The sequence below is a fragment of the Bartonella sp. MM73XJBT genome (assembly GCF_028618465.1).
Classification (GTDB): Bacteria; Pseudomonadota; Alphaproteobacteria; order Rhizobiales; family Rhizobiaceae; genus Bartonella.
Window position 1 is genome coordinate 1 of record NZ_JAQISY010000004.1, and the last position, 24,724, is coordinate 24,724.

The 24,724-nt window shown below is 37.6% G+C and carries 19 protein-coding genes and 3 tRNA genes; 7 read left to right on the forward strand and 15 right to left on the reverse strand.

Annotated features, from left to right (window positions below):
• From PVV69_RS02110 to rpsL, 4 genes are all read right to left on the reverse strand, one after another.
• A partial coding sequence (locus tag PVV69_RS02110; protein WP_234924853.1) for a GTP-binding protein occupies positions 1-127 on the reverse strand: 127 nt, incomplete at its 3' end.
• Positions 128-186: 59 nt separating this feature from the next.
• On the reverse strand, positions 187-2,271 hold the full coding sequence (fusA, locus tag PVV69_RS02115; RefSeq protein ID WP_273756274.1) for an elongation factor G: 2,085 nt from the start codon (positions 2,269-2,271) through the stop codon (positions 187-189).
• A 27-nt stretch (positions 2,272-2,298) separates the two neighbouring features.
• Complete coding sequence (gene rpsG, locus PVV69_RS02120; RefSeq protein ID WP_273721159.1) at positions 2,299-2,769, reverse strand: 30S ribosomal protein S7; 471 nt, start codon at positions 2,767-2,769, stop codon at positions 2,299-2,301.
• Positions 2,770-2,787: 18 nt separating this feature from the next.
• A complete protein-coding gene (gene rpsL, locus PVV69_RS02125) occupies positions 2,788-3,159 on the reverse strand; it encodes a 30S ribosomal protein S12 (RefSeq protein WP_005865042.1) in 372 nt (123 codons plus the stop codon).
• 513 nt (positions 3,160-3,672) lie between these two features.
• On the opposite strand from rpsL, the gene xth reads away from it, so the two are divergent.
• The 5 genes from xth to PVV69_RS02150 all read left to right on the forward strand — a co-directional run bounded on the left by xth (position 3,673) and on the right by PVV69_RS02150 (position 7,862).
• Positions 3,673-4,455: an exodeoxyribonuclease III gene (gene xth / locus PVV69_RS02130; RefSeq protein ID WP_273756275.1), complete on the forward strand. Its 783-nt coding sequence runs from the start codon at positions 3,673-3,675 to the stop codon at positions 4,453-4,455.
• A 132-nt stretch (positions 4,456-4,587) separates the two neighbouring features.
• Entirely contained in the window at positions 4,588-5,493 is a 906-nt protein-coding gene (locus tag PVV69_RS02135) for a transporter substrate-binding domain-containing protein (RefSeq protein ID WP_273756276.1), read from the forward strand.
• 139 nt (positions 5,494-5,632) lie between these two features.
• Entirely contained in the window at positions 5,633-6,385 is a 753-nt protein-coding gene (locus PVV69_RS02140) for an amino acid ABC transporter permease (protein WP_273756277.1), read from the forward strand.
• A gap of 2 nt (positions 6,386-6,387) precedes the next feature.
• On the forward strand, positions 6,388-7,104 hold the full coding sequence (locus tag PVV69_RS02145) for an amino acid ABC transporter permease (RefSeq protein WP_273756278.1): 717 nt from the start codon (positions 6,388-6,390) through the stop codon (positions 7,102-7,104).
• 11 nt (positions 7,105-7,115) lie between these two features.
• Positions 7,116-7,862 carry an amino acid ABC transporter ATP-binding protein gene (locus tag PVV69_RS02150; protein WP_273756279.1) on the forward strand — a complete coding sequence of 249 codons (747 nt, stop codon included), beginning with the start codon at positions 7,116-7,118 and terminating at the stop codon, positions 7,860-7,862.
• Between the two features lie 997 nt (positions 7,863-8,859).
• Here the strand turns inward: PVV69_RS02150 and PVV69_RS02160 are convergent.
• From PVV69_RS02160 to PVV69_RS02180, 5 genes are all read right to left on the reverse strand, one after another.
• Complete coding sequence (locus tag PVV69_RS02160; protein WP_273756280.1) at positions 8,860-11,583, reverse strand: valine--tRNA ligase; 2,724 nt, start codon at positions 11,581-11,583, stop codon at positions 8,860-8,862.
• A 153-nt stretch (positions 11,584-11,736) separates the two neighbouring features.
• A complete protein-coding gene (locus PVV69_RS02165; RefSeq protein ID WP_273721143.1) occupies positions 11,737-12,303 on the reverse strand; it encodes a DUF2497 domain-containing protein in 567 nt (188 codons plus the stop codon).
• A 234-nt stretch (positions 12,304-12,537) separates the two neighbouring features.
• Positions 12,538-13,833, reverse strand: coding sequence for a TolC family outer membrane protein (locus PVV69_RS02170; protein WP_273756281.1), 1,296 nt, complete (start codon positions 13,831-13,833; stop codon positions 12,538-12,540).
• Positions 13,834-13,893: 60 nt separating this feature from the next.
• A complete protein-coding gene (locus PVV69_RS02175) occupies positions 13,894-14,568 on the reverse strand; it encodes a protein-L-isoaspartate O-methyltransferase (protein WP_273756282.1) in 675 nt (224 codons plus the stop codon).
• A 209-nt stretch (positions 14,569-14,777) separates the two neighbouring features.
• Positions 14,778-14,851: transfer RNA gene (locus tag PVV69_RS02180), tRNA-Cys, on the reverse strand.
• Between the two features lie 184 nt (positions 14,852-15,035).
• On the opposite strand from PVV69_RS02180, the gene PVV69_RS02185 reads away from it, so the two are divergent.
• A tRNA-Asn gene (locus tag PVV69_RS02185) sits at positions 15,036-15,110 on the forward strand.
• 800 nt (positions 15,111-15,910) lie between these two features.
• Here PVV69_RS02185 and PVV69_RS02190 read toward each other — a convergent pair.
• The 3 genes from PVV69_RS02190 to ilvA all read right to left on the reverse strand — a co-directional run bounded on the left by PVV69_RS02190 (position 15,911) and on the right by ilvA (position 19,435).
• Positions 15,911-17,293, reverse strand: coding sequence for a DEAD/DEAH box helicase (locus PVV69_RS02190; RefSeq protein WP_273756283.1), 1,383 nt, complete (start codon positions 17,291-17,293; stop codon positions 15,911-15,913).
• Between the two features lie 297 nt (positions 17,294-17,590).
• Positions 17,591-18,121: a hypothetical protein gene (locus PVV69_RS02195; protein WP_273756284.1), complete on the reverse strand. Its 531-nt coding sequence runs from the start codon at positions 18,119-18,121 to the stop codon at positions 17,591-17,593.
• Between the two features lie 36 nt (positions 18,122-18,157).
• Complete coding sequence (gene ilvA, locus PVV69_RS02200; protein WP_273756285.1) at positions 18,158-19,435, reverse strand: threonine ammonia-lyase IlvA; 1,278 nt, start codon at positions 19,433-19,435, stop codon at positions 18,158-18,160.
• Positions 19,436-19,579: 144 nt separating this feature from the next.
• On the opposite strand from ilvA, the gene PVV69_RS02205 reads away from it, so the two are divergent.
• Positions 19,580-19,665 (forward strand) — tRNA-Leu (locus PVV69_RS02205).
• 346 nt (positions 19,666-20,011) lie between these two features.
• Here PVV69_RS02205 and PVV69_RS02210 read toward each other — a convergent pair.
• From PVV69_RS02210 to PVV69_RS02220, 3 genes are all read right to left on the reverse strand, one after another.
• On the reverse strand, positions 20,012-20,926 hold the full coding sequence (locus PVV69_RS02210) for an outer membrane protein (RefSeq protein WP_273756286.1): 915 nt from the start codon (positions 20,924-20,926) through the stop codon (positions 20,012-20,014).
• 732 nt (positions 20,927-21,658) lie between these two features.
• The gene (locus tag PVV69_RS02215) at positions 21,659-21,931 is read right to left on the reverse strand and encodes a hypothetical protein (protein WP_273756287.1); all 273 of its coding nucleotides are present in this window, start codon (positions 21,929-21,931) and stop codon (positions 21,659-21,661) included.
• Positions 21,925-24,291, reverse strand: a complete 2,367-nt coding sequence (locus tag PVV69_RS02220; protein WP_273756288.1) for a mechanosensitive ion channel domain-containing protein — start codon at positions 24,289-24,291, stop codon at positions 21,925-21,927. Before PVV69_RS02220 ends, PVV69_RS02215 begins: the two co-directional genes overlap by 7 nt.
• Positions 24,292-24,724: the final 433 nt, after the last annotated feature.

Below are 24,724 nucleotides of genomic sequence, written 5' to 3' on the forward strand. Positions count from 1 at the left end.
CATAGGCTTTAAATTCACCAAAATATTTCGTAATCGCTGCTGTCAACGAGGTCTTCCCATGATCAACGTGACCAATCGTTCCTATATTAACATGCGGTTTCGTGCGTTCAAACTTGCTCTTTGCCATTTGAGCTCTCCATTTTCCATCCAAATCAAGGACTAAGTTAAAATTAATGACCTAAAAAATTACGCGTACTTCTTCTGAATCTCCAAAGCAACAGCCGAAGGGACTGGCTCATAATGATCAAATTGCATTGTATATTGTGCACGCCCCTGACTCATAGAACGAAGACTATTCACATAACCAAACATATTTGCCAAAGGAACCATTGCATTCACCACTGTAGCAATACCACGAGCCTCAGTACCTGAAATTTGACCGCGACGAGAATTGAGATCACCAATGACATCACCAACATAATCTTCTGGAGTTACAACCTCCACCTTCATGATTGGCTCAAGAAGCTGCGCACCAGCCTTCTTCGCTCCATCACGAAAAGCTGCACGAGCGGCAATTTCAAAAGCCAACACGGAAGAATCAACATCGTGATAACCACCATCGATCAGAGTTGCTTTTACACCAAGCATAGGGAACCCTGCAAGAGGACCTGAACCCATAACACTCTCAATCCCCTTCTGAACACCAGGAATATATTCCTTTGGAACCGCACCACCAACAACTTTCGATTCAAAAACGAAATCATCACCATCATGAGGTTCAAAAATAATTTTCACACGAGCAAACTGCCCTGCACCACCGGATTGTTTCTTGTGCGTATAATCAATCTCTGCCATTTTGGTAATCGACTCACGATAAGCAACTTGAGGCTGCCCAATATTAGCCTCAACCTTAAACTCACGCCGCATACGATCAACAATGATATCAAGATGAAGCTCCCCCATTCCAGCTATAATAGTCTGCCCTGATTCCTCATCAGATTTCACACGGAACGATGGATCTTCAGCAGCCAAGCGATTGAGTGCAATACCCATCTTTTCCTGATCCGCTTTTGTTTTGGGCTCAATCGCAATTTCAATAACAGGTTCTGGAAAATCCATCCGCTCCAGAATAATGGGCTTTAGAGGATCACAAAGTGTATCACCTGTTGTCGTTTCCTTAAGTCCCGCAAGAGCGACAATATCGCCAGCAAATGCCTCCTCAATATCCTCACGAGAGTTTGAATGCATTTGCAGCATACGCCCCAAACGTTCTCTCTTTCTCTTCACTGTATTTTCAAGGGAAACGCCCTTTTGAACTTTACCAGAATAAACACGACAAAAAGTTAATGATCCAACAAAAGGATCATTCATAATCTTAAAAGCAAGCATAGAAAGCGGAGCATCATCTGAAGATTCACGTGTTGCCTCAGACTCCGTTTTCACATCTACACCCCTAATCGCTGGAATATCAACTGGAGAAGGAAGATAAGAAACAACCGCATCCAAAAGCGGCTGCACACCTTTATTTTTAAAAGCTGTACCACAAAGAACAGGATGAAACTGGACCCCTATTGTCCCCTTACGAACAAGAGCTATAAGCTGCTCATCAGTTGGCATAACGCCCTCAAGATAAGCCTCCGTCGCTGCTTCATCAACCTCCACCGCCATTTCAATGAGTTTTTCGCGATATTCTTCTGCTTTCTCTTTCAAATCAGAAGGGATTTCACTTACCACCGCCGAAGCACCAATGGAACCATCCCATTTTAATGCCTTCATCTCAATAAGATCAACAACACCTTCAAAATCATTTTCAGCACCAATTGGCAACTGCAAAACAAGAGCCTTAGCCCCCAATCGCGAACCAACCATTTCTACACTACGATAAAAATCAGCGCCTATTTTATCCATTTTATTAACAAAAACCATACGCGGCACGCGATATTTCTCAGCCTGCCTCCAAACAGTTTCTGTCTGAGGCTCCACACCAGCATTTGCATCCAACAATGCTATCGCCCCATCAAGAACACGCAAAGAACGCTCAACCTCAATCGTAAAATCAACGTGGCCTGGTGTATCTATGATATTAAAACGCCGCTTGCGACCATCACGCCCCTCCCAAAAGGTCGTCGTCGCAGCAGATGTAATCGTAATACCACGTTCTTGCTCTTGCGCCATCCAATCCATCGTAGAAGCACCATCATGAGTTTCTCCGATTTTATGGTTCTTACCTGTATAGAACAAAATACGCTCAGTCATAGTGGTCTTACCAGCGTCAATATGCGCCATAATACCAAAATTACGATAATCTTCAATTTTATATTCGCGAGCCATTCTATTTGCCTTAAGTTTTAAACATACCTACCAGCGGTAATGAGAGAATGCACGATTAGCTTCAGCCATACGATGCACATCCTCACGCTTCTTTACTGCAGAACCACGATTATTGGCCGCATCCATTAACTCACCAGAAAGACGATTAATCATTGTCGTCTCATTACGCCCACGTGCCGCTGAAATTAACCAACGAATAGCAAGAGCCTGACGACGATCTGGACGAACATCAATCGGAACCTGATAAGTAGCACCACCCACACGACGCGAACGAACCTCAATATGAGGAGCAACATTCTCTAACGCCTGATGAAACAGAGCCACAGGATCTGTTTTTACTTTCTTCTCCACAGCGTCAAGCGCACCATAAACAATACGCTCAGCAACTGACTTTTTACCATCAAACATAATGGCATTCATAAACTTCGTAATAACCAAATCACCAAACTTAGGATCTGGATTAATTTCACGCTTTTCTGCTCTATGACGACGGGACATCGGCTTTGTCTCTCAATATTATTTTGGACGCTTCGCGCCATATTTTGAACGACGCTGTTTACGATTCTTGACACCCTGCGTATCAAGCAAACCACGAATAATGTGATAACGAACCCCTGGCAAATCCTTCACACGACCACCCCGAATCATAACAACAGAGTGCTCTTGAAGATTATGCCCTTCTCCAGGAATATAACCAATCACCTCAAATCCATTTGTCAAACGGACCTTAGCAACTTTTCGAAGCGCAGAATTCGGTTTCTTTGGCGTTGTTGTATAAACACGTGTACAAACACCACGCTTCTGCGGATTTGATTGAAGAGCAGGAACCTTATTGCGCTTAACCGGCACAACACGTGGCTTGCGAATCAATTGGTTTACGGTAGGCATGCAACCTTCCTCTTTTCGATTTACGTTTGTCTCGCCCTTTTGGGCTCTCCTAGTTTTCATCCATTCCGACAAAATCGGAGCAAATATCTAAACTCACACACAAAATCGGGCAGCACTGCTAAAAACAGTTTACCCGACCACAAGCAGAGAAGGCACTCGCCTTTTGCACTAGCATTTGCTTTTAATCTTCTAAAACCTGTTTGAGTGACTCTTAGGATAAAAATAAAATCTCTAAAACCACTCTCACATCAGCTCTGTATCCTCTAATAGCGAGAACACATACATTCGTCAAGAACTAAACACCAGAAAGTTTTTAAAAATGAACATAAATAAAATTTTAACACTTTAATTTAGCTTTTTTCAGGAGTTCTTGATAAATGAAATCCTCATAGTAATATTTCTCTCATACAAAAAAACGCGACACATCATAACTTAACGTAACTCATTGTTGGGTATATCTATTAACATTGGAAAGTAGCAGTTTAACTTGCATAGATATTGAAGATGAGCACCATGAAAATAGTAACCTGGAACATTGCTGGAATCAAAGCACGACATGAAACATTATATCAATGGTTACAGCAAAATCAGCCCGATGTAGTCTGTCTACAAGAAACAAAAAGTACCGATGAGAACTTTCCACGTAATGCAATTGAAGGATTAGGTTATCATATAGAAACACACGGACAAAAAAGTTTTAATGGCGTTGCGATTCTTTCTAAAAAAACACCTGATGAAGTTATCCGGCGCTTACCAGGTAATGATAATGATGAACAAACACGCTACATTGAAGCCGTTTATTCAACCAATAAAGGCGTTATTCGTGTTGCATCCCTCTATCTACCAAATGGAAACCCTATCAGCAGTGACAAATATCCTTATAAAATGGAATGGATGGAAAGATTATATACCCATGCAAGATCATTGCTTGCATATGAGGAACCTCTTATCTTAGCTGGTGATTATAATGTTATTCCCACCCCCTTGGATGCAAAAAAACCTCAAGAGTGGAATCGTGATGCCTTATTTCTTCCCCAAACAAGACAGGCATTTCAACGCATTACTCATTTAGGTTTTTACGACGCTATTCGTAATGTCACAGATACCCCTTCATTCAGCTTTTGGGATTTTCAAGCTGGTGCATGGCGTAAAAATAACGGAATTCGTATTGATCACTTTCTCTTATCACCAGAAGCTGTCGATCAACTTATTTGCGCCTATAGCCAAACAGAAGTAAGAGGATATCAAAAAACATCGGATCATATTCCCATTTGGGCTCATTTTAATTTCGATTAAAAGAGTAAAACACCTGATTTTATTTAAAGTAAAAAAATATCCCACCTAGAATATAAATGTGCTACACGGTGTGTGAAAAGACATTTAAATAATAAAACGAGAACAAGAAATCGTCAGTGAATGGAGGACATAATGAAAAAATCATTGTTAATACTTATTGCAGCAACTGCCTTTGGACTAACAAGTGTTGTACATGCTGAAAATGATACACTTGAGAAAATAAAAAGGACAGGAGAAGTCACCCTAGGTGTCCGAGAATCATCAGGTTTGGCCTATGCCCTAGGTAATAATAAATATGTAGGTTTCCACACAGAAATGGCAGAGCATATTATCGACGATATTTCAAAAAAAATTGGTAAACCGATCAAAATTCATTATCTCCCTATCACATCACAAAATAGAATCCCTCTTTTAAAAAATAGTACCTATGATTTTGAATGTGGCTCTACAACAAATGATGTCTCCCGTAGTAAAGAAGCCGCATTTGCTTATACCACTTACATTGAAGAAGTTCGAATCGCCGTAAAGAAAAATTCCCACATTAAATCTCTTGCCGATTTAAATGGAAAAACAGTTGCAACCACTACAGGAACAACATCTGTTCAACTTATCCGTAAAAATAAACGTGCAAAAAATATTCACTTTAATGTTGTGAAAGGTAAAGACCATGGAGACAGCTTCTTATTATTAGAATCTGGTCGTGCAGACGCATTTGTTATGGATGCTTCAATTCTTGCAGGCCATATTGCCAAATCAAAAAATCCATCTGATTATGTAATCCTTGATCCAGTACTTTCAGTCGAACCCATCGCTTGTATGCTGCGATTAAATGACAAAAACTTTGAACAAGCAATCAACGATAGTATCGTGCACCAAATCAAAGACAAATCACTTGAAAAACTTTATGATAAATGGTTTATGAAACCAACTCCGCCTGCCAATACTATTGTCAACCTTCCCTTATCTAAAGCAACAAAATATGCTTGGGAACATCCAAACAATAAGCCTCGGGAAAACTATACAGAGAATAGTTTCTAGATTTTTTAAAAACAATAACCACACTCTTTGCAAAGAGTGTGGTTATGTTTTAGTTCATTTTTCAATAAAGTTTGCTTGATATAAAATGGCTGATTTATTGCTCTGTTTATAAACGACTCAATTTAGGAAATATCAATCAATGGACTTTTCTTTCCTTTGTAGAGATGATCTTACTCAAACACTGGTAGCAGGATGCTTTGGGACTCCTGGCGTAAGTCATACTTATTTAGATACACTGCTCGATGGCTTGAAAAATACAATTTTATTGTCCGCCTTTTCATTAATTCTAGCTGTATTTTGTGGTGTTATTATAGGAACGATGCGCACTTTACCCAATACCTCCATAATCAATCGTATATTACGCGCTATCGGTAGCATATGGGTAGAAATCATGCGTAATATTCCTTTGCTGGTACAAGTGTTTTTATGGTATTTCGTTGTGCCTAAGGTGTATCCGCCAGCGATGAATTTTTCACCTATTCTCTTAATAACATGTGCCTTAGGATTTTTTACATCTGCCCGTATTGCAGAACAAGTCCGCTCAGGTATTGAAGCGATTCCTTCTGGACAACGTTATGCAGCTATGGCAATGGGATTCACAACCTATCAAGTTTATCGCTATATCATATTACCGCGTGCTATACGTACAATTATGCCTCCGCTTACTTCAGAAGCAATGGGCATTGTGAAAAATTCATCTATAGCATTTGCAGTTTCAATCAATGAACTGATGCAATTTCAATACCAAACAATCGAAGAAGTAAGTCATGTTTACGAAAATTATCTTATCGTCACGATTCTTTATATCCTTATAGCTCTCTTTGTGTTCATTATTATGACAATAATTGAACACATGCTCAAAATCCCTAATTTTCAAACAGAGGAACACTGAATATGACAGATTTCATAAGCTCCCAGTTTGGATTTTCTTCTTCTTTCAATTTTTCAGACTTTGATTTTTCATTTTTTACTTTTGATATATTCTGTTCTTATATTCTATCAGGTTTACTCTTTAGTATTTTCCTAACCCTTTTTGCCACGATATTAGGACTTATTTTTGGTACACTCTTAGCAATGATGCGGCTTTCTTCTGTAAAACTGCTCTCTTGGCTTGCAACAATTTACATAACTGCCATGCGCTCAATACCGCTCGTGATGGTTATCTTATGGTTTTTTGTGCTTTTACCTTTCCTAACTGGGATATCAATCGGTGCAAATAAATCAGCACTCATTACCTTTACTGCATTTGAAACTGCTTATTTTGCCGAGATTATGCGCGCCGGCATAAATTCTGTTTCACAAGGACAAAAACAGGCGGGGCAAGCTCTTGGAATGACGTATTGGCAGAATATGTACATTGTCATTCTTCCCCAAGCCTTTAGAGACATGCTGCCCGTTTTTTTAACACAAGTCATTATTCTCTTTCAGGATACAACGCTTGTTTATGCAATTAGTGGCAATAGCCTCTTGAACGGTTTTGATATTGTTGCTAACAACTTTGGCGTAAAGCAAGAAGCTTATGTCTTAGCAGCTATTTTCTATTTTGTTATCTGTTTTACACTATCGCAGATAGTCTTGTATTTACAGAAAAGAATATCTATTATCCGCTAACAGGAAAAAAAATGTCTACGCATATGATTGAAATAAAGAATGTTTCCAACTGGTATGGCGAAGTTAATGTTCTTAAAGACTGCACCACCAATATTAACAAAGGGGAAGTTGTTGTAGTTTGTGGTCCGTCTGGTTCAGGAAAATCAACACTCATTAAAACAATTAATGCTCTTGTTCCTTTTCAAAAAGGTGAGATTTGGATTAATGGAACACCCGTTCATTCAAAGAAAACGAATCTACCTAAATTGCGCAGCCACGTAGGAATGGTATTTCAGCACTTCGAACTTTTTCCACATTTATCCGTTACAGAAAATTTGACCATTGCACAAATCAAAGTTTTAAAGCGCAACAAAAAAGAAGCGCTTGAGCGTGGTTTATTGTATCTTGAACGTGTTGGACTCATCGAACATAAAAATAAGTACCCTGGTCAACTTTCTGGCGGGCAGCAACAACGTGTTGCTATTGCTCGGGCCTTAACTATGGATCCACTCGTTATGCTTTTTGATGAACCAACATCTGCTCTAGATCCTGAAATGGTAGGTGAAGTGTTAGATGTCATGATCAGCTTAGCAGAAGAAGGTATGACGATGATTTGTGTAACGCATGAAATGGGTTTTGCACAAAAAGTCTCTGAACGTGTTATTTTCATGGATCAAGGAAAAATTCTCGAAGACTGCTCATCTAAAGAGTTTTTTTCTAACCCACAATCTAGAACACCAAGAGCACAGGACTTTTTATCTAAGATCCTTAGTCATTAATTAGGTGTTATTTCAAAAATTCTCTCTATTACAGAATCAAGCATAAAAATGATAATTTTTGGATTGAAAACTAAAGAAGTGTTGCTGTTGAATATTAAAAAATGATTACTTTTTATAATATTAGGGAACAGCAAATGCCGTACGTTTCTCAAATTCATTACAAATGAGCAAAAGCACACTCTTGCAGAGAAGCAATCTAATTTCGATCTTTTTCTTTAGTTTTTTCATAGGCTGCTGTTAACATATGGTGCCAAAAGCTGTTTTTCCTTCCTGATGAAGCAGAATATTTCCAAGCACGGCTTGAGCAGGAGAATCCCTTTTCTTGCTGAAACCACCATGCTGCTTGCAGAAGATTTTTCTCTTCTCCCTTTTCTCTTGAAAAACCTTTTTCCTACATAATATTGTGCTTTAGGACTTCAATAGTTCACTGCAATCTACATATAGAGGAGAGCAGCATAAGACGGATTAGATTTTTCAGGTGATTGAGGAATACCTTTTTTATATAGCGCGCAAGTTTAACCAATGTATCAGAAATATAACTCTCATCCTCTGAACTAAGATCAGCACTTTTTTCAACAACATAGGCAAAAAATTGTATGCCTTATAATCATCTTCAGGAGCACCATAACCCTTCACATAGATACAACCAAATTTCCAATTTGCATCAATATTTCCCATATTGGCTGCATAACGTAACGCTAAAAGTGCCTTGATCTATTTATTCCCCTATTAAAAAACGCCTTAAATAGTATAAAATTTTACATGTATCACTGCTCTAAATCACAGTGTTTTTATAATACAATAGGATAATAGAAACGCACGACCTCATAAACGTAAAAACACTAGAAAACTGCATAGAGTTTTTATTTATAACATCAGTAAGAGAACACTGAAAATTTCAATGGAAATACAGAAAAAACGCTCTTTACAAGAAAACATAAACAGACAACATAATAATACGAAGTAAATACAAAAGCAGTAGAATAAAAAAGCGCAACTATGTCAATCGCTCTAAAGCAACAGATATTTTCCTCTGCGCGGTACGCAATTCTACAATTCTGTTACGCTCAGCCTCAATAATTTCCGGTCTTGCATTTTCTATAAACTTAGGATTATCTAATTTAATAGATATTTTTTCAATATCTTGTTCAATTTTACTAACGTCCTTCCTTAAGCGAGCACGTTCAGCTTCCAAATCAATTAATTGCCCCAATGGTAAACAAAAAATCGCCTCTCCCAAAATCATTTGCGCAGAAACAGCTGGAGTTTTATCAGAGAAATCAATTGTCTCGATACGTGCTAACTTTCTAAGAAGAGCATCATAACGTTTCACACGCTTCTGCGTTAGTGTGCCGCCCTCTACAATAACAAGAGGTGCTAGCGTACCAGCCGGAATATTCATTTCAAAACGTACAGATCGAATTTCACTGACAACATCAATAAGCCAATTAATATCAGCAGCAGCTTCTTCATCTACGAATATTTCCTCTGGCCATGATACTAAAGCCAGCATATCCTCACGCTTCATACTTAGTGTTTCTGTAAGAGACCACAACTCCTCCGTCATATGAGGCATAAAGGGGTGAAGAAGCTTATAAACCTGATCCAAAACCCAAGCAGTACATGCCTGAGCCTCACCTTTAGCATCCTCATTGGAACCTTGAAATACTGGTTTGAGAAGTTCCAGATACCAATCACATAAGGTATGCCAAATAAAACGATAAAGTGCGCTAGCGGACTCATTAAACTTATAATTTTCAATGCCAGTAGTCACTGCCGAAATAGTTTGAGAGAGTTCTGTTAAAATCCAACGATTAAGTGCAAGTTTTGCTTTTTCTGGCTTAAAAGCTGGATCATGCTTAACACCATTCATCTGTGCAAATCTGGTAGCATTCCATAATTTGGTAGCAAAATTACGATAGCCTGCAACACGGGAAGGATCAAGTTTAACATCCCGCCCCTGTGCTGCCATAATGGCCAACGTGAAACGGAGAGCATCAGCACTATATTGATCAATGAGCTCCAAGGGATCGATAATATTCCCCTTTGACTTTGACATCTTTGCCCCCTTCTGATCCCGAACGAGAGCATGCACATAAACCGTTGGAAAAGGAACATCCCCCATAAAGTGAAGCCCCATCATCATCATACGAGCAACCCAAAAAAAGATAATATCAAATCCTGTAACCGATAGAGATGTTGGATAAAAGCTAGCAAGTTCCGTGGTTTTATTTGGCCAGCCAAGTGTTGAAAAAGGCCAAAGAGCGGATGAAAACCACGTATCTAAAACATCTTGATCACGGGTTAATTCCACCACTTCACCATAATGAGAGACAGCAGAAGCCAAAGCTTCTTCTTCACTTTTTTCAACAAAAACTGCGCCATCAGGACCGTACCAAGCTGGGATCTGGTGTCCCCACCATAATTGACGCGAAATGCACCAGGGTTGAATATTTTGCATCCAATTGAAATAAGTTTTCTTCCAACTATCGGGAACAAATCGCGTTTTTCCTTGCTGAACAGCCTCTATTGCAGGTTTTGCTAATTCTTCAGCATGAACATACCATTGATCTGTCAAGAACGGTTCAATCGGCACCCCACTGCGATCTCCATGAGGAACGGTGTGCGGATGATCATCAATAGCTGCTAAATATCCTTTTTCTTCCATCAAAGAAATAATCCGACTGCGTGCAACAAAACGATCAGCTTGATCTAAGTTTTCCACTAATAGATTTAATTCATCAGATAAAGTTAAACCATCAAAAAACGCCTCATTCTCACGCAGGAAAATCTCCGCTTTTTTTGTAAAAATATTGATCAACCGTAGATCATTGCGCTGCCCTACTTCAAAATCGTTAAAGTCATGGGCTGGTGTAATTTTTACAGCCCCACTTCCCTCTTCAGGATTTGCATAATCATCACCAACAATCAATAACCTACGACCAACAAGGGGCAAAAGAGCATTTTTCCCTATAAGATTTTTATAACGATCATCTTCAGGATTAACTGCAATTCCCGTATCACCAAGCATTGTTTCTGGCCGTGTTGTCGCCACTGTTATAAAAGTTGTAGCATCATTGGGATCAAAAATCTTACCTTCAAGCGGATATCGAAAATGCCACAAATGGCCTTTGACTTCTTTTTGCTCAACTTCAAGATCTGAAATAGCCGTTAACAATTTAGGATCCCAATTAACAAGGCGCTTATCCTTATATATCAATCCCTGCTTATAAAGCGTAACAAAAACTTCACGAACAGCCTCAGACAACCCCTCATCCATTGTAAACCGCTCGCGTGACCAATCACAGGAAATACCAAGACGACGCAACTGATTTGCAATAACGCCCCCAGTTTTGTGACGCCATTGCCAAATACGTTCAACAAATTTTTCTCTACCCATTTCTTGACGCGTTGGCTCTTGACATTCTGCAAGTTGACGCTCAACAACCATTTGCGTAGCAATCCCAGCATGATCCATGCCAGGTTGCCACAACACATTCTTGCCACGCATTCGCTGGAATCTAACCACGATATCTTGAATTGTCGTATTCAGTGCGTGCCCCATATGAAGGGAACCGGTAACATTGGGAGGCGGAAGCATAACGCAAAAAGGTTCAGCATCACTTTTTGAACCCACACCCGCTTCAAAAGCACCACGAGCCTCCCACCTTTTTGCAACCCGTTGCTCTATAGAAGCAGCATCATAGTTTTTTTCTAGCATTCCACTCACCCATAACGCCGCTGAAAAATACAAATATCCGTTCTAAAATGTGATCAGACTTATCTAAAAAGCTCAACTAACTATCTCACGTCCAAAGCCGCAAAACTCTCATAAAATAAAATGGAAATCACAAAAACGATAAAGAACAAACAATTAAGACGACTTCTTAATAGCTTTAACAATCTCTTCACGTAAAATATTCTCAAGCAAAACTGGCAATTTACTTTGTAACCATTCTGCTATAGCCGGACGCAAAACATCTTTTGCAATCTTCTCAGCAGAAGAAAGACAATATTCAGATAATTCGCCATGACCAACTGCCGTATTTTCTGACTGTGTAGCATATGCCTCATTACTATATTCTTTTGCTTTATGAACAGAGCGCTGCTCTTCAGAAGAAAGCTTTACCTTTTGCATATCCACGCCAACCGTATTATTTTCTGCCTCTATATTCTCTTTCTCTTGCGTTAAAGAAAAATCTTGATTCTCAGAAGAAAGCCCGATGCGATCAGCCAAAGCTTTCATTGCATCATCAACTGATAAGGTCGTATCATAAATACTTTCTGAAGCCACGGACGCACGATCTGTAGAAGCATTTGCTACAACATCGCCATTTAAAAAATGCTCAGGTTGAACCGTATTTTCTTCGATTATTTCACGAATAGATGTCAAAATCTCATCCATACTCGGCTCACGTAATACACTTGAACTCTGTACCATACTTTAAAACCTCTCAAAGACGCAACCATAAACAGAATCACACTCTATAGTGTAAGCAAAAGAATCATAAGATCAACATGCCTCGTACTATATTTTCAAACGTGATTGTCACAAAGAAGGCACTACACACAACTTTATTCATAAAGCGCTCTCTTTCTCAACATGCTTAATTCTGAATTTATTAAGCTTTTAAAGCTGAAAAATTATTTGCAGATTTAAAATTACTTTTAGGCATTAACGAACATATTTTACCATTTTAAAACCTAAATAATCCGCAGTCAGTTTACCAATGGAAGATTGAACACTATAGCTAGCAATAAGAGCATTACGTTCTGCTTTTGCAAGCGCAATTTGAGCGTTAATGAGTTGTGTCCGAGAATTTAATACATCCAATGTCGTTGCCTGTCCCACACGATTTTCTTGAACACGCCCTTTAAGAGCAATTTCAGCAGCACGTACACTCTCACGATAAGCGATAACAGATGCGCGTGCCCCTTCTAACTGAAACCAAGCAGACGTGAGGGCTTGTCTTATATTACTATGAGCTAAATCAAGCTGAAGATGTGCCTGCCCAAGTTGTTCCTTAGATTGACGAATTTGCGCAGATGTACGCCCACCTTCAAAAATTGGAACACTTAACGACACCCCTATTGATTTAGAAACACCATCCTCCCCAGCACCACTGTAAATCCGATTATAAGATGCTGTTGCAGAAAGATCAACTTTAGGAAGCAATGCCCCTTCTTTTGCTTTTACATTGTAAAGGCTCGCATCAACCAAATATTTTGCATAAAGAATTGCTGGATGCTGTACAACGCTCATTTGATAAGCAACATCAAGATTGACCGGCAAATCTTTTGCCATAGATGGATGTGTTAATTTTTCAGGATCAGAACCAATAACTTGTCGATAAACAGCCTCAGCTGATTTTACATCAGCACGTGCAAGGCTAAGCTCTGAAACAGCAACCGAACGTGCCGCTTGTGCTTGAGAAAGATCAACACGCCCCCCCTCTCCCACATCAAACTTTGCTTTATCCGAACGAACTTGCTCTTCAAGAGCTGCCAAATTTTCTCTACGAAGATCAGCAATACGACGTGCTTGATAGACATTCGCATAGGCAGTTACAGTGTCGAGAAAAGTATTCTGTTCAACATTACGAAGATATTCACGCTGTGCTTGCAACTTAACCTGAGCTGAAGAAAATGTATTTTGTGTGACAAAACCATCAAATAATCTTTGATTCACCCTTATACCTAGAGACCCAGAAGTAGTATAAGCTCCCATCATGGGCTTGCTTCGCCCATAGCTTCCAATTCCTTCAATTTGTGGCAAGAGCCCAGAACGTGCAATAACCACATCATCACTTGATATACGCACAGCAGCACGTTCACTATTCAACTTGGCATTGTGCATATAAGCTTTAGCAAAAGCATCCATCAATGTTTCAGCACAAACCGATCCTGATAATAGAACATTTAAAACCAGCAACACACATGCCTGAAATTTCTTGTTTACTTTAAACACCATACACACAACACGAACCCCACATTCATTAAAATTATCTTTTATTTACATACAAAACAAACACTAAAATATAAAATCAGGCCTTTTAAAAAAACGAGCAAGAGGTTTTACCGCAAGATTAAAAGCACGACGCGATGCAATAATCCCATCTTCTTTTACATAGATTCGTGCAACACCCGAATTACCGCATCCTTCAACCACAACAAGACGTCCTTGCTCTTTCATTTGCTCAAAAAAACTCTCTGGAATAAAATCAACCGCACCCTCGATAAAAATCAGATCATAAGGTCCCCCAATAGCGTATCCCTTTTCTAAATCTTCATGAACTACAACCACATTATCACACTGATTACGCTTTAAAGTCTCAGCAGCTTGTTCCGAAAGATCTTTATGACTTTCTAACGCAACCACAGTTGCCGCGAGTTTTGAAAGCAATGCTGCACAATAACCACTATTAGTACCAACATCTAAAACAATATCGGATGATTTTACAGCAGCAAGCTGTAGCAATTTTGCCAAAGAAGCAGGACGCATTGAATAGCCTGTAGATAGTCCATTTTGCGCTGGATACACAATAATGTCCGTATCAACATAACTTAAAGCTCTCATATCTTCTGGTACGAAATCTTCACGCGGTACCATTAAAAACGCTTCAAGAACTGATAAATCCGTTACATCAACTGTACGAATTTGATTGTCAACCATTTTGCGGCGAAGCTCTGCAAAATATGCAACCATCACGACTCTCTTCTCCCACATACAATAAGACTACAACAAAACGGCGATAGTGAGAACTTTAAATACCTTACTGTGGGTGTTACAAAAAGCACACTATAGTCAATAATGAGATTCTAACCGCACCATTTTCCTGATAAAGCACTTTACCATCAAGAGCAGCTATTTATTTTCGTATTTTACCCCTAAAAGCCATTTTGTTTAAAATCGGCTGGAGGCCTCGCCCGGAATCGAACCGGGATACAAGGATTTGCAGTCCTCTGCGTAACCATTCCGCCACGAGGCCTCATTAAACATATCAAGTGTCAATAAGGGAAGGCAACGCATCCGTCAAGAGAGAGAAGTCTTCTCTGTTCTTTTTTCCTCTCCTTCTGCAATTTAGATATTTTTTTAAAAAAAAGCAATTTTGTACTTTGCAAATCAACAATGCTTTGCTATAGCCCTTGCAATTGAGTAATTGAGCACCGTGTTCCCCGGTAGCTCAGCGGTAGAGCAACCGGCTGTTAACCGGTTGGTCGCTGGTTCGAATCCGGCCCGGGGAGCCATTCTGTTTATTATTACGTATAATACATTGTTTTTATTAATGTTTTTAAAATATGAGAGATTCTAGAATATAAAGTAAGAGAAGAAATTTTTCTACTGGACACTTTGAATAAGTGTGTTTTTTTATAGGCTTTCTCCTGTAATTCTTTAAACTTTTCCGATCTGTTTGGAAAATCTCTTCAAAGTTATAAGGAATATACTCAAAATCTTATCACTAAACGAATCAATTTTAACAAGAGCAAAGCTATACTTTCAGATATTATTCCTATGCAACCTATATAAAAGATACCTGTAGTTTTAAAAACTATCAAATAATCAATCTTATCCTGATTCAAAGATCATCCTTAAAATGTAAATTGCACCGCACGACATTCTATTCTTTAAATTTCCATACCTATTAAACAAAGACCAAAACCCATCGATATTATCAAGCATTAAAATAGAACTGTAGTTAAGTGAAATTTTTATCAGCCACCAAATTCTCTCCACTATAAGCTCGCATAGAAAATAAAATGCACCTTTTTCTTATTAAAGGGAACTTACCTTTATGCAAATTTTTAAAATAGGAGCTTCACCAAAGAGTCTAAAAAGGGAGTTTTTAAAGATGTCTCTACAGCATATGATGAAAGAAAATGCCTTTTCAAAATATTCATTCCACGAGATATCCAAACGATTGCTATTTCTAGAAACAATAAGAGCCTCTCTGACTTTGGCAAGAGCGTTGTTTGGTATTTCTCTTGCTTTCATTTACATTGAGAAGAAATAGAAAAAATTAGCATAGAATTTCTTCTCAATATTTTACTCAAGCTGCCTTTTTTACTGATTTACGGCAATGAAAAGGCTTTGCACGCTTTGTTACTGCTTTTGCTTTTTTGTGTCTTTCATTGGGAGATGAAGAATTTTTACTCTGTAACTGTTTAGCTTTATTTTTATGATTTGAAAATTTCTTTTGGCGTTTAGATTTTCCAAAACGAAGTTCCTTATCGTTTTCTTTTTCCTCACCTTCTAACATAACTGGCTTTGCTGGAAATTCAGCGAACTGTTCTGGAACAGATTCACGCACTAATCGCATACGAATCAAGCGTTCTACAGCACGCAACCGCGCTCCTTCTACTCCTTCGTCAAAAAGTGTGACAGCTTCTCCCGATGCACCATTGCGCCCAGTACGACCAATGCGATGCACATAACTTTCTGCTTCATCTGGTAAATCATAATTAATAACGTGGCTTATTCCTGGTACATCAATACCGCGTGCAGCAATATCTGTTGCAACAAGAATTCGTACAGCTCTTTCACGAAAAGCTTTTAGTGCAGATTGACGAGCACTTTGTGATTTATTTCCATGAATTGTCGCAACTAAATAACCTATTTTTCCCAGACTCCGTGTGACAGCATCAGCGCCGTGTTTTGTTCGAGTAAAAACAATAACCGAAGCAAAAGCTGGATTCGTCAAAAGTTTATTTAAAACATTCTTTTTTTCACGCGTAGAAACACAGTATAACTTTTGAGTGATTTCAGCAGCAGCCGTTCCTTGAGGAGCAACTTCTATTTTTACTGGATCATTGAGCAAATTCTTTGCAAGAGCAATGATCTCTTTCGGCATTGTCGCAGAAAAAAGTGCTGTCTGATGCTCTTGATGCAAAAGCTTTGCGATATGCTGTACATCATGAATAAAGCCCATATCTAACATACGATCTGCTTCATCTAACACCAAAAAACGAGATTGAGAAAGATCAACACATTTTTCACCAACAAGGTCTCTTAAACGCCCAGGTGTTGCTATCAAAACATCCACACCTGCTGCCATGCGCTTAATTTGTTTTAAACGTGATACCCCCCCAAAAACCAGACATGTTGAAAGATGTGTTCCTTTCGAAACAGCACGAATTGTTTCATCAATCTGAACAGCAAGTTCACGCGTAGGAGCCAAAATTAAAGCGCGCGCAGTTTTAGGACAACGTTTATCTCCCAAGGACAAAATCTGACTTAAAATAGGTAAGGCAAATGCCAAAGTCTTTCCAGAACCTGTCTGAGCGATACCTAAAATATCTTTTCCTTTCAAAATCATTGGAATAGCTTGTTCTTGTATAGGTTTAGGTTCATTTATCCCAGCAATGAGTAAATTTTTAAGCAAAAAAGCAGGCAAACCTAACTTGGTGAAAATATTTTCTTGTTTGATATGCAAAATAAAATCTTTCCTTAAGCTTAAGAGCTCTAAACAAGCAATAAGCTAAAACTCTCTTCCTCAAGAACCCGCGCAAGAGAAGTCTTGATATATTGAATTCGTGAAGCAACGCTCAAATAAGCGCTTTGCGCACCCCATGGGTACCCTAAACAAAGTAAAGGCATATAAATCTTTACTTTACAAACAGGCCGCTAACCAGCCCAAATACCTTCGTTGTTATTATTGTTGGATTATGACAAAAAAGCAAGGACTTGACAAAAGTTATTTAATACGAACAAAAAACAATGTTTAAGCAATCTATTTCTTTATTACGATTTCCTTTGGTAAATATAGGTTATTAAAATCGGGATAAATTTCTAGAAAAACTGGATTTTGTACAGTCTTCTGACCACCATAGATTAAATACCACTGCGTTTTATCAAAAATTGCCAAAGTTTTATATTCAATGATGCGATCTTTCGTTTCAACCCTTGTTGGAATCAAAGCATAAAAAGTACCATGGGCAGCTTGCAAATAATCGATATTTGTTTCATCTAAATGATAAGCATCAGCAGGCAAACTTTCAAATTGAACACGCAATTGTTCAAAAAACTTATTCCGTAAATCACTCTCTGTTGTATTCAATCGACGCGCCATTTCTTGATAAAGCCGATCAGGCATATAATGAGAAAGAGATACAAAGTCCCCATTTTTTACGGCATGATTGGCATCAACAATTAATCTTGAAAGCTCAGCTTTTTGTGTTTCGGTTGGCTCAGATGCTAAACTCTGTTGACCAACACTTAAAAACAAAAACAGACTCAGTACAAAATAAAAAATAGACTTCATTTTTATGTCTCTTTTTTCAGTAAAAATTTCAATGTCTCAAATGACAAAATCAAACAATGTTTGATCATCAGTAATATCACGATAGCGCCAACCTAAATCTTGAAACTTTTCTTCTAAGAGACGAAAATTATTATATTTTTTTGTTTCAATGGCAATCAATACAGAACCAAAGCTTCTCGCCGATTTTTTAAGGTACTCAAAGCGCACAATATCATCATCCGGTGATAATGTGGCAAGAAAACTACGCAATGCACCAGGATGTTGTGGAAAACTAAAAATAAAATATTTTCTCAATCCTTGAAAACGCAGAGAACGCTCTTTAATCTCTGGCAAACGCTCAAAATCAAAATTACCTCCTGAAATAATCAGAAGGATTCTTTTGCCTTTTAACTCTTGAGAAGAAAGACTGTTAAGAGCATCAATGGATAAAGCACCCGCCGGTTCAAGAACCACCCCTTCGACATTAAGCATTTCAACCATTGTAGAACAAACACGATTTTCAGGAACTGTAATAACAGAATCAGCTGCAAATTGCTTGAGTATTGTGTAATTCAAAGCACCAATTTCAGAGACAGCAGCACCATCTACAAATGTATCAATGTTTTCAAGCTTAACTCTTTCTCCACTTTCCAAACAGGCAAGCAAACTTGCAGCTCTTTGTGGCTCAACAAAACGCAGCTGCGTTTTCCAACCATATTCATGCAAAAACTTACTCACACCACTAGCCAAACCACCACCTCCGACCGGTACAATGATGAGATCTGGCTCGCTGTCCCCATTGAGTTTTTTCCATTGCAAAACAGCCTCACAAAGAACTGTTGCCTGCCCAGTAATAATGCGAATATCGTCAAAAGGTGGTGCCATCACCCCCCCACTTTCTGTAGCAAAAGATTGTGCAGCCGCATAACATTGATCGAATGTTTCACCAACGAGACGAATATCAATAAACTCTTTGCCAAAAATACGCGTCTTCTCTATTTTTTGTTGCGGAGTCGTCACAGGCATAAAAATCACGCCTTTACGTTTAAAATAGCGGCAAACAAAAGAAACCCCTTGCGCATGATTCCCTGCTGAAGCACAAACGAATGCAGCATCTGACGATATCTTACCTAGCATTTCTGAAACAAAATTAAAAGCACCACGAATTTTATAAGACCGTACTGGCGTTAAATCTTCACGCTTTAAATAAATTTCAGCATCATATTTTTGACTAAGAAAGTCATTTCTTTGAAGTGGTGTTTCAGCAAACACATGATGCAAAGCTCTCATAGCTTTCGTTACGTCTCCAATAAAGTTACTCATAACACCAATCATTTCATGTTTCGTTCATATTATTAAGGATCCTTCTAGCGATAAAGGCAACTATTGTCAGTTAAAATCTATCCCAAACGAAAAGTTTTTCTTTTATCATTAATTCTTGATTCAATAAAAAATATAGCTTATGAGGGAGCTCTTATCGCGGACGTGATGAAAACGGTAAACATAGCAGACTTAAAATCTGCCGGTCTAAGACCTTGCGGGTTCAAGTCCCGCCGTCCGCACCATGATATTTAGATTTTCCCTTATTTTCCAATTCGTTAAAGTTATTGAGAAACAATCTTTAAAATTACTTAAAGTAGTGCTATGGTAATATGCAAAAGAAATTGTATATGGAAAAAGCGAATCATCCCTTCTCTTAAAAAAGTATTTTTGCCCTGCTTTATAATCTAAAAGAGTTTTATTCTACACAATAGAAACTCAAATAACTCTGCTTTGGCTGATCTCCATCATTCAAATAACCATTCCAAATTTTTAACGCACCCTTTGCCATAAAGAAAGTACTCACAGTACAAAAAGAATAAAGGTCCTATCTTGGATAGGACCTCTTAAGCCATTTTAGGCTCACAAACATTAAAATTTGTAAGCTATTCCAGCACGAAATTCATTCGTCTTATACTTAATTTCAATCTCGTCATTAAATTTCGCTTTACCAAAATCTGAGTAACGATATTCCGCACGCACAATGAAATTATCTGTTATTGCAAAATCAATACCACCACCGAGCGTATAACCAATCATCGTCTTTTTAACATCTGATGTCCTATTAAAAGGATCATCTCCTGTAATTGACATAGACAAGATATCTTGAAACTGCCCATAAGCAACACCACCAGCTATATAAGGCATTATACGCCCCGTAGAAAATCCAACACGCACCCGTGTGGCGCCTGTCCATTTTTGCTTCAAAGTATGATTAAAAGTTGCACTATTTTTTTCTGCTACTGTCCGATAAGCTCCACCAGCTCGGACTTTTACAACTCCTGCCTTTTTGCCACCATTGTCATTCGCTTCAGTACCGTTTTCTCCAGTACCAGATTCTTCAGTACCAGATTCTTCAGTACCCTGTTCATCATTACCAGATTCTTCAGTCTTGGTAATTGTATCTTTTTTGTCAGTCAAAATAATATCCGTATCAACTCCCCAAATAAAATTATTACCAAGATCAAAATTAAAACCAGCATAAAGACCACCTATAAATCCTGAAAGTTCAGGCAGATACTTTTTTTCAACTGGTATCCACGGCTTACTTCTAGCTTCGTTATCAGGAAAGAGAGGAATATTAACATCAGGTGTCATTGCAGAAATTTTACTTGAAAAACCACCAATCTGGGCTCCAAAATAAAAACCTGACCAAGAAAAAGGTGGGGGAACAACAACTGATGAAGCAGCATGTATCGGCTCTTCAGGAACCACCACATCCGCTGCCTGTACTATAGAAGACGAAACCAAAGAAAAAACAGATGCTGTGACAAATTTTGTATTCATAAAATTATACCCCATTGCTAAATTCAAACATAATCAAAAATCACATTAGAAGAACAAAGTGTTATAAAATCTTATGCCGCAAAATTATATGTACTCCTTTATAGTTACACTTGAGTTCATAATTACATCAAATTTTAATATTAGCAAATAAATTTTAATTACTTTTAAAATGTCAGTAAAAATCAATACTTGATATGATAAAAATTTATCTTAAATATTTTTTGTATTGTTTTTGAAAAAACAAACTATTGAATTAAAATAAAAGAACTTAAACATTCCATAACTTATCTTATTGAGAAATAATTTAAACGATAAAAAATCACTGTTACAAAAATAATTATATATTATTTACATTTTAATATTTTAGAAAAATACAACAAATTAAAAAATTATTTATAATATTAATAAAATAAATTATCCTATTGAATAATAACTACAATAAATAACTTTATAGGTCAAATATTTTAATAAATTTTATAGAAAAAAATAAGAAACAAATGCCATTCATTTACTTTTTATAGTGGATACAAAATACTCAAAATATTATAAAGAGATTTTTAAATAATCACACGAAAAACACACATTACAATTTTGCACATATTATCTTCCACCTATCTTATACTCACATCACAATTTTTCACCTACTATTCTTAATCACGCACTTATCTAACAAGTAGGAAAAGACCTATGGTGCATCCAAGCTTTACCTAATAATAAAAATCTTAAACCATTTTATTTAAAAATTGCTCTACCCTCACTGATTTCTATATTATCTTCTGCCTTTATTGCAAAACGATCTTTATTAGGAAAAGTGATAAAACATCCTTTCATACAAATTGTAACTATTTGCTGCGAATTCAGCGAGATATTTAAAGGGACACTCCCTTCAACGATGATGAGAGATTGTACTTTAAAATCAATATTTTTCACTGTTGCTGCAAAAGCCGTCATAGACAAAATATCCAACAGCGTAGCTGCTATAAAAACATGAATATATTTTAGCATTCTAAGATTCCTTCCTCAACAAAACGCCTATATAATAAAAAGCGCAGAGCATTTGTGACCTTAGAAGGTGAGGTAATGTTAGGGATATAAATTGCCAAATTAAATGAAAATTTCTTACTATCAAATGCAGTAAAACTTACCTGTGGTGCAGGATTTTTTAAAACTCCCTCCGTTGCAGAAGCAATTTCTAGCAAAATTTCCACAACACGCTCTGGAGCAATATTGGAGGCAACAGCAACAGGAATATCAATTCGCCCCATTTTACTTCGCCTCGTCCAATTGCTAACATTGTTATTGATCAGACTTGAATTAGGAATAATAATCGTCTTACGCTGCAATGTTTCAAGTTCCGTTGCACGCACACTGATACGTTTAACAATACCACCCACGGATCCAGATTCTACATAATCTCCAATCTTAAATGGTCTTCCAATTAGAATAATAAGCCCAGATACAAAATTCTGCACAATATTTTGCAATCCGAACCCTATACCAAGCGAAAGACCACCAGCAATAAGCGCAAAATTTTTGAGATCCAAACCTGCCATTGACATTCCTATCAAAGCCGATACGACAATACCTCCATAGCCTATAACCGTTTTGATAGAATTACGTACCCCAGAATCAAATTCCCCATGCTCTAAGACAGTTTCATCTAACCAACCGATCATTCGTCGGCTGAGAAATAAACCAATAGAAAAAGAAACGATTCCAGTTACAATAGAAATTAAAGAAATGAAGACATTTCCAATTTGAAAGCCTGTCATTAACTGCCACAACACTGCTTTTAAATCAGAATACGAAAACCCAAATTGTACGGCGATTGGCATTGCACAAAATACAATCACAACCAAATTGAGGAAAATACTTAAAAGCCCCCCTAATTGATTCATTGTTTTCTCGTCTAAATGCAGCCATTGCGTTAAAGCGTGACCAAGGTGTGTTTTCATAAATTGGCCTTTAGTTCCAAGCGCTTGAGCACTTTGTATTCCCAAATACATGAGAATTAAAAATACCCCACCAATCGTAATCTGCTGCATAATAAAACGTGCTAAACCAACATAACCTAAACAATCCATCACAATCAGCAATATTCCTAATACAATAAGAGGAATACGTATATAAAATGGCAAAAAGCGCGGCTCTTTCTCCTTCCCTTGAGAAATCTCACGTCTAAAACGTAAAGGTATAAACGAGATGATAAACAGCAATATAGCAAAAAGAAAAACAGCAATAAAACTTTTAGCAATCGTCAAAGAAAGCGAGGCGGAAACAATTTGATAAATACTATCAAAAACAGCATCAAATGCCAAAACGCCACCTAAAAAAGTAATCAAAATCACCAATTGATACGCTGCCGATGGTATAATATTAAGAAGAAACCCACGAGTTATATTTGATGCTAAAAAAACAACCGCTAAACGATTGATCAAAAAAACGAACACAATTTGACAGCCTACCATATCAAATACTGCTGTAAGTTTTCCTGGATCCAAATCAAAACTACGGAACAAAAATAAGATAAGATAAACGCAAACAACACATATAAGTGATGGGAGAAGAACCGAAATAAAAGCGGCCAACAAGAATTGTAAATACGATATTTCTTCATTGTTCTTCATCAAATGACAGCGTACATTTGCTAGAATTTTGCGAGAAAAATAAGAAAGTCCTAAAGCAATAAAAAGTGGAATAAAAAAGGAAAGAAACAGTTGTAATAACTTGAAATAAAATACAAAATTCCACCAAGAACTCAACAACAAAAGAAAATCAGAGGAAGCCTCTTTGGTTTTTTGGATAAGATGTTTAACCATCGATATCGAAAACTCAAGCCTATGCGTAAGTGTGCGCTTAAAAAGTTCTCGAGATTGAGAAATAGCAAGTTCGGCTATCCTATTTGCAGACAAAAAGATTGATTCAAATCGGAGGACTATACTGTTAACTTTAACTTTTTTCTCTATCAATACAGAGCGCTCATCCGCTGTTTTTTTCAAATCATCATGGAGCTCTGTTAATTGATCAAGAAGTGCATTAATATCATTAAGAGGAGTACGCAAAACAAATGCTGCTTCTAGGGCACGTTTACTGATATCTTGTGCACGTAACCGTAGTTCTACCAAAGCCCGCTCATCTTCTGATTTATTTTCAAACTCTTTTTCTAAAGTCTCTGTATTTTGTTCAAGAGTCTTGATAATCTGCTGTTGTTGTTGAATAATTTCATCAATTGAATAAGAAGGGAGCGCTTGTCCGATAATCGGATTTTGCGCCTCAAGAGGCCCCCACCCCCAACAACTGAATACAACAATAAAGCCAAAAATAAAGAAAACGATGCGTAATTTTTTTCTAAAAAATGAATACATATTTGCCTTAAATTTACAAAGAGTAAACTACCCCCTCTTAAAGGTATGGCATAAAACAAATATTTTCAACTTTTATAGAATTTATAAAATAAGCTTATAAAAGCTTTTCCTCATCCCATAATACTGATAATAAGGGAAAGGATAATATAGGCTTGTGAAACTTATAAGATAAAGAGGAGGCTCTCTAGAATGCTTTTTTTGCACCTCTATTGCAAAAAAGAAAATTTTCTCCCTTTTACGACTTGGCTTCTTCTGTCCGGCTTTGGCGTATTATTGGCGAGCAACTTAGAAAAGCTAGCTTATTTAATCAAACAACCACAAGCAAATAATATAGTGAGCACGAATACACTTGATCCACAAAATGAGTATCATCATTTGAATGTTAGCGAAAACAAAAAGTTTGTAACACTCCATACAGATTCCGTTTTGCCTA

What these genes read in the sequence shown, in the direction of transcription:
- fusA (WP_273756274.1), bottom strand. Translation starts at nt 2,271, where the DNA reads ATGGCTCGCGAATATAAAATTGAAGATTATCGTAATTTTGGTATTATG.
- rpsG (WP_273721159.1), bottom strand. Translation starts at nt 2,769, where the DNA reads ATGTCCCGTCGTCATAGAGCAGAAAAGCGTGAAATTAATCCAGATCCT.
- rpsL (WP_005865042.1), bottom strand. Translation starts at nt 3,159, where the DNA reads ATGCCTACCGTAAACCAATTGATTCGCAAGCCACGTGTTGTGCCGGTT.
- xth (WP_273756275.1), top strand. Translation starts at nt 3,673, where the DNA reads ATGAAAATAGTAACCTGGAACATTGCTGGAATCAAAGCACGACATGAA.
- PVV69_RS02135 (WP_273756276.1), top strand. Translation starts at nt 4,588, where the DNA reads ATGAAAAAATCATTGTTAATACTTATTGCAGCAACTGCCTTTGGACTA.
- PVV69_RS02140 (WP_273756277.1), top strand. Translation starts at nt 5,633, where the DNA reads ATGGACTTTTCTTTCCTTTGTAGAGATGATCTTACTCAAACACTGGTA.
- PVV69_RS02145 (WP_273756278.1), top strand. Translation starts at nt 6,388, where the DNA reads ATGACAGATTTCATAAGCTCCCAGTTTGGATTTTCTTCTTCTTTCAAT.
- PVV69_RS02150 (WP_273756279.1), top strand. Translation starts at nt 7,116, where the DNA reads ATGTCTACGCATATGATTGAAATAAAGAATGTTTCCAACTGGTATGGC.
- PVV69_RS02160 (WP_273756280.1), bottom strand. Translation starts at nt 11,583, where the DNA reads ATGCTAGAAAAAAACTATGATGCTGCTTCTATAGAGCAACGGGTTGCA.
- PVV69_RS02165 (WP_273721143.1), bottom strand. Translation starts at nt 12,303, where the DNA reads ATGGTACAGAGTTCAAGTGTATTACGTGAGCCGAGTATGGATGAGATT.
- PVV69_RS02170 (WP_273756281.1), bottom strand. Translation starts at nt 13,833, where the DNA reads ATGGTGTTTAAAGTAAACAAGAAATTTCAGGCATGTGTGTTGCTGGTT.
- PVV69_RS02175 (WP_273756282.1), bottom strand. Translation starts at nt 14,568, where the DNA reads ATGGTTGCATATTTTGCAGAGCTTCGCCGCAAAATGGTTGACAATCAA.
- PVV69_RS02195 (WP_273756284.1), bottom strand. Translation starts at nt 18,121, where the DNA reads ATGAAGTCTATTTTTTATTTTGTACTGAGTCTGTTTTTGTTTTTAAGT.
- ilvA (WP_273756285.1), bottom strand. Translation starts at nt 19,435, where the DNA reads ATGATTGGTGTTATGAGTAACTTTATTGGAGACGTAACGAAAGCTATG.
- PVV69_RS02210 (WP_273756286.1), bottom strand. Translation starts at nt 20,926, where the DNA reads ATGAATACAAAATTTGTCACAGCATCTGTTTTTTCTTTGGTTTCGTCT.
- PVV69_RS02215 (WP_273756287.1), bottom strand. Translation starts at nt 21,931, where the DNA reads ATGCTAAAATATATTCATGTTTTTATAGCAGCTACGCTGTTGGATATT.
- PVV69_RS02220 (WP_273756288.1), bottom strand. Translation starts at nt 24,291, where the DNA reads ATGTATTCATTTTTTAGAAAAAAATTACGCATCGTTTTCTTTATTTTT.